We start from the raw sequence: 12698 nt of genomic DNA, 5'->3' as shown, positions 1-12698 counted from the left end.
GCTGGCGGGGCATTTAGCCTTTGAGCCAGTTTGGTTTGTATGGGGTGGGCTCAATGTCCAAACAGTTGCGTATTTTCAAATCTATCGCCGCGCCTTGCGCGATTGCGGCTTCATTATCCGTTTCGAGCATGACAGCGGTCGCTCACGCGGCGACGCTGGATATCGGCGCATCGGCTTCCACGAACGCCGGTCTGCAGGTCAATAGCGGCGTCATTGCTGACGACATTTCGATTCCGCCCGGCGTCGCTGTCATCGTGACGGGCAGCGCGGACAGCGCCGTGGATGATGCGTCCGCCGTGAACACCACCGATAGCTATGCTCAGGTTGGCAATCCCTTCACGGATCCCCCAACACCGTTCATCGCCACGGCGTTCGATGAAACCACGCAGCCGGATGGCGATCAGGCGCGAGGGCTTTATTATGTCGAGTCGACGGTTACGCCCGATGATAATGGCAAACCAGTCCTGAATGATCGAATACTGACGAGCACTGCTGACCTTGACTTCGCGGACCTCGCCGTCAACGCCAGCGCGTCAAGCGGTTTTGAGTTCAGCCGCGACTTGATTTTAACAAATACGAGTGAAACGACGGCATACGCCTTTTCCATCAGCACCGGTTTTGACGTGGATCTCATGGCGTCCACGGACGATTTTGGGTCTCAGTCAATCGCTGAGGCCGTTTTCAGTCTTTCTTTTATTACAAGCGGGACTGTGGCTCTTGAGTATTTTGGGCCCTCTGCAAGATCGAGCGAAATTGACGATGCTGATCCCGGCGTGTCCGTCTCTGAAAATTTAGTGACAAGCAATGTCCTGTTCGATGGCGTTTATTATGAAGCCAGCGTTTCCGCGATGGGCTTAGGAGCGCCGACAGAGGGAGCGCTAAGCGCAGTAGGCCGCTTCCTCTTCTCAGTGATGATGTATCCGAGTTCGAGCTTGAGACTGAGTTTTTTCCAGTCACAAAGCACGATGACGAGCTATATCGATCCGTCTGTTGCGGAGGTTCCGCTTCCAGCCTCTGCGCTGCTCTTTCTTGGCGGCGTTGGTGCTTTCGCCGGCGCCAAGCGGAAACGAAGTCAGCATCACGACGCGTTGTCGTCAACTTATGTCGACCAAATCTAGAAAAGCAGGGGGCTAAAATGACGCCGCACAGCAAACTTTCTAAAGCACTCTCCGTCGCCATAGCGGTTTGCCTTATGACCTCACAAGCCAGTGCCGACATTCATCGCGGCTGTTCCGGAGCTATATACTCAGCCTCCGTCGCCTGGGTGAACAAAAAGGGCGAGCATATAAAATCAGGCAACGCATCGGCGGCGCCCGCAGAAATGGTTGTTGATCTTGAAGGACGCGGTTTTTGCAAAAGAAAAGCTCAAGCCCATGAATGCAGAAAAGACGCCAAAAATGCTATCGTGGCATGCGGCCGCTGGATTTGGGAGCACCGTTGGAGTTCGACCATGGCGGAGCGCATTGGGGGATGCGTCACGGCGTTTAGCGGCTCGCGCGCGCAAGCAAAGGTTAATGATTGGGCGCGTTCAGACCAGCCTGACGTCAATCTTTATGGCGATATTAAACGCACCATCGAATATAATTCCTGCTGCGTACAGCGGCCCCATGCGCAAGATGTGTGGAGTATTGTCAGACTTAGAAGCACCTCGACTAATCCGGCGACGTGGAGCCCACAAGCAAGCTGCTCCCACACAATGGACTTTTCCACGGATTACCATTCCGATTGCACCAAACTCCGCGCTGAAGGACTTTGCGGCGCTGCAAAAATTCCGCCAAGACGGAGCAACGGATAATGTGTAAGAGGGTTAGCGTCTTAGTATCCAAGGTTCACTCTGAACGCGCAGTAAAACGTCAATTCGGTTAGATACGTCCAGTTTTGAAAATATGGACGAAATATGATGTTCCACTGTGCGTTTTGAGCGTGATAGCTGATCTGCGATGTCCTGATTGTTCGTGCCGTCCACCATCAGGAGAAGAATTTCCTGTTCTTTTTTCGTAAGCCCAAGGGGATGGGAGCGTGCCGCGCGATAAGGCCCGCGCGGAGTTTTGAAGTGTTTTGCGTCAAAACCTGCATTAAGCGCCGCGGCTCGAATCTTCATCATGAGGGGAACAGCCTGTATTTTTTTTGACAGCGCATATCCCGATTTTAAGCTCTCTTCCGATATTTCTTCACTCAAAAGCGCGGCGGCGAAATAGCTCGATCCCAGGTCCATGAAACGCTGAGCGGCCGCTGCCGCATCGCCTTCAAAGTAAGGCGCGTATGGCGATGGTAATTCTTTTTCAGGCGATAGCGGGACTTCATATCCGCATTTTGCGCTCCAGAAGACGAACTCACTATAAACCCATTCGCTGACAGTTTGGGAAATATCCGGCTCCAAGGCGTCAATATGCGCAGCGGCGACATCATGCCGGTTGTTAAGCCATGCCTGTTCGATGCAAGCGATGCGAAGCGGAGCTATGTACTGAATTTCATCTGTCTGCAGCGCGTGTTCGAGCGCGTCATCAAGAGATTGCTGGGCATTGTCATCTCCAAGACGGAGCTGGGCTTTGGCGAGAACAATTTTCGCCGGCAGGCGCATCAGCAGTGTTTGATCTTTTCGTGAAAGAACGCTGTTTGCGATCGCAATAGCTTCGTCAAAGCGGGCCTCCTCAAGACGCAGTTGGGCGAGGCGTCCGACAAGATAGAACGTCCATGAATCAAGATCATGCTTAGTATCGAAAACAATGCCTTCATTTAAGACACGCTGAGCCAAGTCGAACTCCCGGAATTCGACGGCGTATTCTGCAAGATTTGTATAAACGCGCGCGGCGTCTTCATGGAGGTCATGAGCCTTGGCGAGGGAAAGGCTCTTTTCCAGATCTTTCAAGCCGCTCCGGTCGCCGCGAAAAATCTTGGCGGTTCCGATATTGTTCAGGGCGTGAGCCTCAATGTCAGGGCCATCGATGGCGTCAGCCGCTTTCAGCGCTTTTTGTCCCCATAAAATTGCATCATCCATTCGTCCGTTGAGCATGTGAATCTGCGAGCGCAGGCTAAGGGCCAGCGCCTTTTCACGCGATGGCGAGGTGTTTTCGAGAATACGTACAGCCTCGTCTGCGTAACGGTTCGCTTGTACCGCCTCGCCTTGATACCATAGCAGACGGGAGAGCCAGCGCAGATTGTCGCCGACTTTTTCCATGCGCCCCAGCGCGCGCCAAAGTGTTATTGCATGGCGACGCGCTTCAATGACATCTTCGTCAATGCGAAGGGAAAGGCCGGCTTCGTAGGCCCATTTTTCATATAACAAGGCGGCTTGTTCCGGCTCCGCGTTATCAACGAATTTCAGCGCCGTCTCCAGATGCGCCGCCGCTTCGCGATGCGATCCGGCTGTCGATGCCTGATCTGCGGCGGCCGGGGCGTACTTCAACACAGCCTTGGCGTCGCCGGCGCCCTCAGCATGATGAACGATCTGTGAAGCAAACCTTGTGTCGGACCCTCTTGTAAGCTGCGCCAGCAACGCTGCATGGTGCCTGCGTAATTTTCCTGAAGAGAGGCGGGAAAGGGTCGCCAGCCTTGCAAGTTCATGGCGAAAGCGCAGCGCGCCATCTGCGTCGAGTTTCAAGATGTTTCGGCCGACGCACGCCATGGCCAGCATTTCGGCATCTGGCATGCAAGCTGCGACTATGTCCAGGTCGATTGCGCCTGGAATAATGCTCACGAATTCCACGAAGTCTCGTTCAGCTTCTGTAAGGCGGTTTAGCCGCGCATTTACAGTTTCCTTGATGGAGATGGGAACGCTTCGGATGTCTTCGGACGGAAAGGCCAATAGTTCTGAAAGAAAAAAGGGGTTTCCGCCCGTTACTTTCATCAAATGATTGGTGTCATAGAGTGCGGATGTGTTTAGTGTTTCAACTGCCAATCGCGAAAGCGGTGAGATATTGATGCGGGTGATCTGGCGTGACTGCAGGTCGCCAAACACGGCTTGAACAGGATGCGTATGGTCGATCTCGTCATCTCGAAAGGATGCGATCAAAACCGTATTCAGTACGGGTATGCGCCGGGCGATATATTTGACGAAGTCCAAGGTGGCGTAATCCGCCCAGTGAATATCCTCAATGACAAGAATTTGCGGAACTGGCTTGCTGAGTTCTGAAAGCAGTGCTGGAAACAGCGCCGCTGAATTCGCCCCGCTTTCGGCCAAGGTGCGCGTTCTTTCGCAAAGAGAAATAGCGATATCGTAAATCGGGCCTAGTGTCTGGGGGGTGTATAAGGCGTCGCACATTCCCCAACAGATTTTCGCTTCGCTGTGTTGATCGGCGAAAGCGCGCAACAGAGAAGTTTTTCCGACGCCGGCTTCACCGGAGACCAAGACGACCGAGCCGCGCCCGTTCATCGCTTGGTCAAGACAATGATTCAATGTGGTGAACTCATTGTCGCGCTCTAGCAGCATAATGTAGCGCCTAACTCAGTCGAGGAAAATGTTGCCGGGCAAAGACCTTACCAAGATGTATTGGCTAGGCAAGATTTGTGAATGGGTGAATGTAGTTGAGTGAAAAATAGGCATAGCCTGCGCCAAATATGGGTGTAGCCCTCATCACCATCCGCTTCGAAAGGCATAGCGTGCAATTGTGATAATCAAGGGATGGTTCCTATGCCGAACCCAATCGTAAAACGCCCAAACGTGAAAAAATTGTTCTGCGCCAGCATAGTGTTCATGTGCCTCTATGCTGTGAGCCCAACGATATCGGCGCAGGCGAAAGGTCGGGATGCCGGGCCGTATATCAGCGCCAGTGACTTCAATCGCCGTGAAGGCCTTAAGCTCAATGTGCCTGGGCGAGGCGTTTTTTCTATCGTCGGCATTGAGCCTGATCGGCGCGATGACAAAGAATGCAAGATCGATAGCGCATCGCTGATTGAGCTTATCTTGGAGAGCGACTTTCGGGCTCCGCAAACTGAATATGCTGCTGCAAAGAAGGCAATCAAGATGAAGGGTGAAAAGCAGGGGGACGAAATCATCTGTAGTGGAAGTGGCGACGGCTGTACTGTCATGGTCACTGTCTGGGATCCTGACGATCCGGTGCTGCCAAACTGAGGGGCGAGTTTTTCGGCTAATGCGCAATGTCTGCGATGGCTATCCTAAATCACGGCGCGTAATCCTCGCAGAAGATTTATGGCGTCCAGCATGCTTAAGCGAAGTGGTTTATAGTAGGTCGCAGAATATAATCGGACTGGTGTCGCACGTCTCGATAGCAAAGAGTTCAATAGCGCTGATCTGCCAAACATGAGCCAACAAAACTAGCGCATTTCAATTTTAGATGCTGTAATAAATTGAAATGTAATAGATAATCACAATTACATCTACGTTCACACCGTAGGGGTCACTGGTTCAATCCCAGTCGCGCCCACCATTTTTTCAAGACCGGCGTTTTGTTGGTTTTATTCTTTTCTTTGATTTTTGGATTGCGCTGGCAATCGAGGGGCTCAAAGGCTTGGCGCCTCAGCCGACCTGGTAAGCTTTTGAGGAGGCTATTCTTGTTGATTACTTTTTTGAGCGGTTCTGAATAGCGATCAAATCCCGCTCTGCAAAGGGCAATGTCTCTACTGCGACAGACAGCTCTTCAAGCGCGCGCTCGTTTTCACCGTCCGCAAAAAGCGCAAGGCCATAAGAATAATGCGCCAGCGCTGAATCAGGGGTTTGGTTCAGCGCAAGCTCCGCATGTTTAATTGCCGGTCCTGCGGCGCTTTCATCATCGAAACGAAGGGCGAGACGGGCGTATACTTCCGCAAGGCGCGCCTGCGCCGTTGAAAACGTTTCATCTTTTTCCACGGAAGCGATCAAAAGCTCGCGCGCTTTCAACAAGCCTTCTTCGTCTCCTGCGTAAAAGGGGGCAAGCGCATTCAGAAAATCCGTGCGGGCGGCCATGTTTCTTGACCCGCCGACGCGGGCGTTGGCAAGCTGAGTCATAAGGGCGGCGTCCTGTAAATACCGGCTTGCATGTTGCGCGATACGGCGCGCAGCGCCGGGAGGGGCGGACGGGTCGGGAACGTAACGATAAGACCAGACTATAATCTCGCTTTGCGCATCGACGCCCCGCAAGTCGATGATTTCTGTTTCGCCTTCAAATCGAAATGACCCTTCAACCAGAACTGACGCTTTTGTCTCATGATAGATATCCCGCGCCCTGACATCGGAAAGGGCCGCCATTGTTTGCCCTGAGACAAGGTGTATTCCCTGTAGACGGCCCAAAGCAGAAAGCAGTTCCGCGTCGATCACGCTGGCAGAGCCAGCTTCGGCTTGCGCTCCTATCACCGGCAGCGGCATAACGGCGATTGCCGGTTCGGACGTATCGGATGGTGACCGAAACAGCAGCAGCGCTGAAGCGGTAAGAAGCGCCAGAAGCAGGGCGCCAGCGATATATCGCTTGGGAATCCAAAAGACGCGCGTTTGAGGCTCGGGCAAAACCAGCCGATAGCCGACCCCCCTTATGGTCTGAATGACGTCTTTCTCGGCGCCAGCTTTAACCAGCGCCTCGCGAACAAGTTTGACGCGCTGTTTGATGGTATCCTGGGTGATCGCCTGCCCCGACCAGACCTCTTTCATTAGATCGTCGTAAGTGGTTGGCTGCACGCCTCGTGAGGCGAGGCTGGCAAGAAACTGGAAAGACAATTCCGGCAGTTCGATAGGAGCGCCCGCCCAATACGCCTCGCTGCGATCATTGTTGAGCTCGAGCAAGCTCTGCTTGTCATTTTTGGGCATGCGCCTTGATGATTGAAGGTATTCCGTCGCCGGTTTCACTAAAATTCACCTTCTCTTCACGGTAATTTACGTGTCCCGCCAGCCGGAAACGTCCATCCTGCCAAGATAAAGCAAGCCTCTATGGGGTCAATTAAGAGTCCTGTGGGCTGGCCATATAGCGTTCTGCAAGAGAGGATCTGATGTGGTTAAAAACCTCCATCGTGCAGCATTCTGCCTGATTGCGGGCGCTCTTGTTGTGTCATCACCTGTCGCTTTAGCCCAGCCTGAGAAGCTAAAGGTTTCGGAAGAGGCTGTCAGCACGGCGTATTTTACAGCGCTACCTTTCCGGGAATCGCCATTTGCAGATCTGAGGGGCGTTCACCCGATCATGCGTGCCAAGGCCATGGCGCAAAATCACTTCCGCTTTGAGTATGACGGCGAGGGCAGGCCGATCCGGGTTACGTTTCTGTTAGGCGATACGCCGCGTCCGTTGAACGACCATACGGATAATTTCTTTTTTCAGACCCCGCGTGTTGATATCTTTTACGAAGAAGGGCGCGAGACCCGCCGCTTCTTTGATGAGCATGGTAACCCCGCCAAAATGAGGGGGGTGTTCCGGGAGGTCTACGAGCTTGACCATCTCGGCTATCGCCAACGGTTGACGTTTTACAATTCGGACGGGGAACGCATCGAAAATAGTTGGGGCATCGCTGAATATGTCTGGGTCATCGAAAAGGATGGCCTGGTCATTGAGGATCACTTCAATCTTGCCGGCGAAGTTGTTCCCAAAAGGCCTAATCTTCCGTTTATGCGTCTGCGCCTGCATTACGGCCCGGCTGGCTGGCTGGCTGGCGCTCATGGAAAATTACGGGACAGAGAACGTCCTCGTGAATAACGCCATGAATGCGGCGCAGGACAAGCTTGAGTATGAAGCCGATGGCGATATGCGCGCCTGGAATGTTTATGATGAGCGCGAACAGCGCGTGAAAGGAAACTCGCCGGGCGTCGCCCGTGGCATCCGCGAGTTTGATTCGAACGGATATGTCATCCGTTCGTATTATGAAGACGAAAACGGCGAGCGCATGCGCAGCGCTTATGGCTGGGGTGAAACGGAAAACCAGTATGACAGTTACGGGAATTTAGTCGCCCGTTGGTCTGGCGATGAGTTTGGCGGTCCCGGCGTCAATGAGCAGCTTGAATATCATGGATATCGCCTGACCTGGGATAAATCAGGGCGTTATAACACCGAAATTCGATTTTTTGGTGTGGATAAGAAAACGCCTGCAATCCACAAGCGGATGGGCGCCCATGGCTTCAGCATGACCTATGATGACAAAGGCAATCGAACTTCCGTCAGTTATTTCGATGCAAATGAGAGCCCAGTCGCCAGAAAAGATTATGGCGCCGCTGTCATAGAATATTCCTACGACACAGAGGCGAGGCTGGTTGAAACGCGCCGGCTGGGGCTGAACGGCAAGCTCTCTGACAACAATCGTCAAGCCTGGGCGGTTGAGCGCGTTAGCTATGGCGATGCCGGCATTGAGAGCGGGCGTCAGCTTTTTTACGCCGACATGACGCCTTTTGATTGAGCCCTATGAACATGCATCAATTATTCACTGCGGCGGCGAGCGCCGCTATTCTCTCCTCCTGCGCGTCAGCATCCGCAAAGGATGAATGGTCCATAACAGCAGGCGAGTATCTCGTCGAAGGGCTATTGGATGCAAACGGCGTTCCCGGCATGTCGTTTGCGGTCGAGGTCGACGGGGAACAGCAATGGAATATCGGTATAGGCCTTCGCGATATTGAAGCGAATGTTCCGGTGACAACGGAGACGCAATTTCGCTTCGCCAGCGTTTCGAAGACGTTTGCAGCAACCGCGGCGGCGAAACTGTATGAAGAAGGAATGCTCGATATCGACGCGCCTGTAACGGACTATGTGCCTGATTATCCCCCTACGGGGCGTGACATGACGGCAAGACAACTGGCCGCTCACATGTCGGGTATTCCGCATTATCAGGCTGAGGACGCCGGGCGCGGCATAGTGCATTTTGACAGTGTTGCTGATGCTCTCGATATTTTCAAAGATAGGGCGTTATTGTTTCCGCCAGGTGAAGGCTATAATTATTCATCATACGGATATACGCTGCTTAGCGCCGTCATAGAGGGCGCGTCGGGTAAACAGTATCTGGACTACGTGCATGATGTATTGCTTGCGCCTGCAGGCGTTGACGAAATCGGCCCTGAGGATGTCACTGTTGAAAATTCGGCCCTGACGAAAATGTATGAAGTATCGGGCGGCGGCGCTTATGAACTATCTGCGCATGATTATAGCTATAGCTGGGGCGGCGCCGGCATGCGCGGCACCGCCAGCGATCTGGCGGCGTTCGGATCGGCCGTCTTTAATGGCGAGTTGATCGCCCGCGATACTCTTGAGTTTGTGTTGACGCCGACGCTTACCGCCGCCGGCGAAACGGTCGGGCGATATGACTACCGCGTGGGATTTGGCTGGCGCATCGGCGCCGACTATGCCGGGCGACGAATCGCGCATCATGCCGGGGTGACGCCCGGCGCGCGAAGCGTGGCGCTGATCTATCCCGACGACGGCGCCAGTGTCGCGGTGCTGTCGAATGCGCGTTGGACTTCGCAGATCGAACGGACAGCCTACATGATTGCTTCGCTCTTTTTGTCGGGGTCGCCCATTCAGTCTCCCGGCGCCTGTCCTGCCGGCGCAAAGTTTTTCAGTGGTGTCTTTGACGGAGCGGAAACATCCGGATCGGTGCGGCTCGATTATATCGATGGGGTTTGTCGCGGGGTTCTGACCCTATCCGGCGCCTTTGCCGATTATCTTGGCGAGTATGCGCCCAATGGCGGGAGGGATTTTCGCGTTGTTGCGTTAGAGCGTCGCGAAGACAAAATGATTCTCGCCGTGGCGACGCCACTGGGCGTTATCGATGTGACATATGACGAGAAGGAGGAGAAGCTTTCGACGGTCATCGGCTCATCGCGTCGGTTCGAGGCGCAAGTGCAGGTTCTGACCTCGCCATAAAGTCACCCTAGGACCCAATTGCGCGCATGCAGTCTGCGGCTCGAAAGATTAGCAGGATGACTTAACTTCTTCTGCGGCCTGCACCAGCGGCGTGATATTGTAATCGTTTCGATCCATGAATCTCAGCGCAACGACGCCACTCGGCAACAGCACCGCATAGTTTCCTCCGTGTCCCTCCATATAGGAGGCGGTCAGGGAGCAACCGTTCACGACGCGATCGGTCGTCCAAAAACTGTTTTTGTAATCGATCTCGCCATTTACGATATAACCTGGCCAGGAAGTTTTGCTGAGCGCATCTCTTGTGCGCGCGCGGTGAAGCACTTGTGCGCCGTTATGTTCTCCTTCGTTTTGGAACAGGAGGGCGATCTTCGCCACGTCATCGGCGGTGGGAAAAGCGCCCCAGCCAAGGGTGGGGATGCCGTCTGCGCCGCCCGGCTCAAGGGTCTTCTGGATGGGAAAATGATAGACGCCAATCGGCTCCAGCACATTTTCTTCAACGAGGTCCCAGTAATTCACATTCGCGCCTTCTTTCGTCTTCACATATTCTTGCATGGCGTATGAAAGCGTGAAGGTGTGTAGCGAAGAATATCGGAACGCGGCGCCTGGGGCGGGAGGGGCATCGTCATATCCCGCGATCACCGCGAGGCCTTGATCGGCGCTCTCGGCGTCCTGAAAGGGACCGATATATTGATATCTATCATCGGTGACGAGGCCGGTGACCATGTTCAGCGCATGTTCGAACGTAACGCCTTGCCAGCCGGGATGCGTTGCAAGCGCCGGCGCATAATCGGTGATCTTTGCATCGAAGATACTCTCGCCGTATCTTTCTGCGAGATAGAGGAGTGAGAGCGCGCCGCTCATCGATTTTGTTACAGAAAAAGCCCCGTACCGCATGTCTTTCGGATAGGGATAGGGTCCATGACGGGTCCGCCGCGTCTGTTCATAAAGAACGCCCTGATATAAAAGCCCGCCATAGGACTGCTCATTCAAGGGTATGGCGCCCGTATTGAAAGTCGCCATCAGGGATCCATTCGCATCATCAATAGCCGACCAGGCTTGTGTTGGCAGGCGGTCGGATATTTCCGCCTGATAGTCGGACAAGGCTTTCGCTTCATCGGCGATGGTCGACGGCTTGTAGCTCAGTGGAACCAGCGCGCGCATGTCTCCGGGATTGAAAACATCAACGGGCGAGGACTCCTGGCTGCACTGAACATAGCTCTTGCTGACGCGCGTCATGTCAAAAAGGAAAAGCGCGATGCAATTGCGCGCCTGCCCTGTCCGCCTTGAGGCGAGCGTGAGCGGAATGGAGGCGCGGTTCCAGTTCTGGTCGCCGTTCTCGACCCATATCTTTCCTGCGCCGACAATAACGTCCCAATAGCTGGCGCCGCTCCCCCATGTCGAAATCAGACCGCGCTGCACGGGGATGAGATCATCGCCATCGGACAGCAGTTGAACGGAAAAGCCGGGAAAGTTGAGTGTCCCGTATGAGCCGTCGAACTCTTCTCCGAAATTGGCCGTGATGCGGGTTTGTCTGAAAGCGATTGTGCCGCTGAACGGCGTAAACGCCGCCATGGCGTTTGAAGGGGCTGCAAGCTCCGACATCTTGACGAGGCCTGGCGTCGACGAGCCTGTCAGGTCGGAAACCTCGATCGTTCCCTGAGGCGTTGGCGTAGGGCTCGGCGCCGGCGCTGGGACGCTGCTCTGGCCGCCGCCTGAGCAGGCGACGCAAAGCGTTGCGATAAGGGCTGCGCAGAGTGCGTGCTTCCTGTCGGCGCCGAATACTTCCTGTTCGCCCTTGTGCGAAAACGACTGCCGTCTGGCGACAAAACGTCTTGCCGTCTTCTCAAACCCGCTCGCTGGCGCCGATAGGCTCGTCGCTAAACTCTCTCGTCTCATGTTGTCGCCCCACCCATACTGATACTTCAGGCGAAGCTTAAAGATTGCGGCGGAGGTCAGTAGGTTTTTGCAGTGAGCGGGTAAACAGTTGCAGTGAACAAGCGCTATTGTTGTTCACTTCGCGGAACGACGCATCAGCGCAGGAAGAAGAAACCATTCCAGAATAATCAGATTTATCGTCCAAGACGCCCATGCAACAACAGTGTAGGCAGCCGCCTCAGGGAAAGAGAGGCCGAAAATCAACCCGCCGATACCGAACCGCAGCGTCACCGCTGCAAAAGTCAAAGCGTAAGACCGCAGCATCCATTTTTTATGTTCTGTGAAATTTCTCTGAAGTGCAAAGCGAAACCCTTGAGCGGTTGATAACACCCACAAGGCCGCAAGCATGTAAAAAGCAAATGAATTTGCTTCGTTGCCGATAGGATTCGCCGCCATGATGACGGCGCCTGTCGCGCCGATGGCGACGGCAACGACGTAAAGCCCGCCGATCCAGTGATGGACTATGGCATGGTTTTTACGAAGATAGCCGATGAACTGGAGCGGGCCGAAAACAAGCGCGAGAATACCGCCAAGACCGTGCAAGCGGAAAGCAAGCGCCTCGCCGTCGTCAGGCTTTAGCCGTACTTCGGACAGGGGAGCATATATGTAGGCGCTTGACTGAATGGCGATGAATAAAGCGCTCGCAAAAATAATAATCCAGAAAACAGACTTGGAGATTTTCGCCATGACAGGAAACCTTCCTAGAGCGCCTGCGCAACATGCTTGCTAGTGGCTTTCATGGCTGGGCGGTATGCCGCAAAGTATTTCTGGAAAGTCGTTGGAGCAGGTAAGCGGTGCAAGGAAGGTTTACTCGCAGGGGTCATGTCAAGACTGGCAGGAGCGTAAGTGGTTGCCTCTTCAAAATCGGCATTGCGTATTGAATCGACTTCATTTTTTCGGGAGGTAATAAATTCAGTTAGCTTCGCCAGAACGTTCTGGAGCCAAATGCGGCGCGGATTGCTGGCCGCTACACTTAACTTCATGCACGCAGTTCTCCTGGAG

The 12698-nt window shown here is 54.1% G+C and carries 11 protein-coding genes; 6 read left to right on the top strand and 5 right to left on the bottom strand.

The genetic code is table 11. From position 1 onward, the window contains the following. The first annotated feature begins 53 nt into the window (after positions 1–53). Together ACFC5L_RS00480 and ACFC5L_RS00475 are read left to right on the top strand one after the other, a co-directional pair. Positions 54–1118: a VPLPA-CTERM sorting domain-containing protein gene (locus ACFC5L_RS00480; protein WP_375202246.1), complete on the top strand. Its 1065-nt coding sequence runs from the start codon at positions 54–56 to the stop codon at positions 1116–1118. A 17-nt stretch (positions 1119–1135) separates the two neighbouring features. Next, the gene (locus ACFC5L_RS00475; protein WP_375202247.1) at positions 1136–1795 is read left to right on the top strand and encodes a hypothetical protein; all 660 of its coding nucleotides are present in this window, start codon (positions 1136–1138) and stop codon (positions 1793–1795) included. 12 nt (positions 1796–1807) lie between these two features. On the opposite strand, the gene ACFC5L_RS00470 is transcribed toward ACFC5L_RS00475, so the two are convergent. Further along, positions 1808–4429, bottom strand: a complete 2622-nt coding sequence (locus ACFC5L_RS00470; protein ID WP_375202248.1) for a helix-turn-helix transcriptional regulator — start codon at positions 4427–4429, stop codon at positions 1808–1810. Between the two features lie 201 nt (positions 4430–4630). Here ACFC5L_RS00470 and ACFC5L_RS00465 point away from each other — a divergent pair, with 201 nt between their 5' ends. Beyond that, a complete protein-coding gene (locus ACFC5L_RS00465) occupies positions 4631–5071 on the top strand; it encodes a hypothetical protein (protein ID WP_375202249.1) in 441 nt (146 codons plus the stop codon). Between the two features lie 447 nt (positions 5072–5518). On the opposite strand, the gene ACFC5L_RS00460 is transcribed toward ACFC5L_RS00465, so the two are convergent. Next, the gene (locus tag ACFC5L_RS00460; RefSeq protein WP_375202250.1) at positions 5519–6736 is read right to left on the bottom strand and encodes a winged helix-turn-helix domain-containing protein; all 1218 of its coding nucleotides are present in this window, start codon (positions 6734–6736) and stop codon (positions 5519–5521) included. Between the two features lie 181 nt (positions 6737–6917). On the opposite strand from ACFC5L_RS00460, the gene ACFC5L_RS00455 reads away from it, so the two are divergent. From ACFC5L_RS00455 to ACFC5L_RS00445, 3 genes are read left to right on the top strand one after another with little or no spacing between them, the layout of a single operon-like run. Next, positions 6918–7610 (top strand): hypothetical protein, encoded by a 693-nt coding sequence (locus ACFC5L_RS00455; protein ID WP_375202251.1) that lies wholly within the window; start codon positions 6918–6920, stop codon positions 7608–7610. Further along, positions 7573–8304 carry a hypothetical protein gene (locus ACFC5L_RS00450; protein WP_375210731.1) on the top strand — a complete coding sequence of 244 codons (732 nt, stop codon included), beginning with the start codon at positions 7573–7575 and terminating at the stop codon, positions 8302–8304. The genes ACFC5L_RS00455 and ACFC5L_RS00450 overlap by 38 nt, the downstream gene beginning before the upstream one ends. 5 nt (positions 8305–8309) lie before the next feature. Next, a complete protein-coding gene (locus ACFC5L_RS00445) occupies positions 8310–9761 on the top strand; it encodes a serine hydrolase domain-containing protein (protein WP_375202253.1) in 1452 nt (483 codons plus the stop codon). Positions 9762–9809: 48 nt separating this feature from the next. Here the strand turns inward: ACFC5L_RS00445 and ACFC5L_RS00440 are convergent, their stop codons facing one another. The 3 genes from ACFC5L_RS00440 to ACFC5L_RS00430 all read right to left on the bottom strand — a co-directional run bounded on the left by ACFC5L_RS00440 (position 9810) and on the right by ACFC5L_RS00430 (position 12679). Beyond that, positions 9810–11657, bottom strand: coding sequence for a serine hydrolase domain-containing protein (locus ACFC5L_RS00440; RefSeq protein WP_375202254.1), 1848 nt, complete (start codon positions 11655–11657; stop codon positions 9810–9812). Positions 11658–11771: 114 nt separating this feature from the next. Next, positions 11772–12383, bottom strand: a complete 612-nt coding sequence (locus ACFC5L_RS00435; protein WP_375210730.1) for a DUF2306 domain-containing protein — start codon at positions 12381–12383, stop codon at positions 11772–11774. A gap of 14 nt (positions 12384–12397) precedes the next feature. Then, a complete protein-coding gene (locus ACFC5L_RS00430; protein ID WP_375202256.1) occupies positions 12398–12679 on the bottom strand; it encodes a hypothetical protein in 282 nt (93 codons plus the stop codon). Positions 12680–12698: the final 19 nt, after the last annotated feature.

The sequence above is a fragment of the Hyphococcus sp. genome (assembly GCF_041986965.1).
In the GTDB taxonomy this organism is placed as follows: domain Bacteria; phylum Pseudomonadota; class Alphaproteobacteria; order Caulobacterales; family Parvularculaceae; genus Hyphococcus.
The sequence above is the reverse complement of the archived record's forward strand: the minus strand, read 5'-3'. Positions and strand labels throughout refer to the sequence as shown.

Excerpts from the sequence above, each read along its gene's own strand:
- ACFC5L_RS00470 (WP_375202248.1), bottom strand. The coding sequence starts at position 4,429 with ATGCTGCTAGAGCGCGACAATGAGTTCACCACATTGAATCATTGTCTT.
- ACFC5L_RS00450 (WP_375210731.1), top strand. The coding sequence starts at position 7,573 with ATGGAAAATTACGGGACAGAGAACGTCCTCGTGAATAACGCCATGAAT.
- ACFC5L_RS00430 (WP_375202256.1), bottom strand. The coding sequence starts at position 12,679 with ATGAAGTTAAGTGTAGCGGCCAGCAATCCGCGCCGCATTTGGCTCCAG.
- ACFC5L_RS00460 (WP_375202250.1), bottom strand. The coding sequence starts at position 6,736 with ATGCCCAAAAATGACAAGCAGAGCTTGCTCGAGCTCAACAATGATCGC.
- ACFC5L_RS00445 (WP_375202253.1), top strand. The coding sequence starts at position 8,310 with ATGAACATGCATCAATTATTCACTGCGGCGGCGAGCGCCGCTATTCTC.
- ACFC5L_RS00465 (WP_375202249.1), top strand. The coding sequence starts at position 4,631 with ATGCCGAACCCAATCGTAAAACGCCCAAACGTGAAAAAATTGTTCTGC.
- ACFC5L_RS00480 (WP_375202246.1), top strand. The coding sequence starts at position 54 with ATGTCCAAACAGTTGCGTATTTTCAAATCTATCGCCGCGCCTTGCGCG.
- ACFC5L_RS00435 (WP_375210730.1), bottom strand. The coding sequence starts at position 12,383 with ATGGCGAAAATCTCCAAGTCTGTTTTCTGGATTATTATTTTTGCGAGC.
- ACFC5L_RS00440 (WP_375202254.1), bottom strand. The coding sequence starts at position 11,657 with ATGAGACGAGAGAGTTTAGCGACGAGCCTATCGGCGCCAGCGAGCGGG.
- ACFC5L_RS00475 (WP_375202247.1), top strand. The coding sequence starts at position 1,136 with ATGACGCCGCACAGCAAACTTTCTAAAGCACTCTCCGTCGCCATAGCG.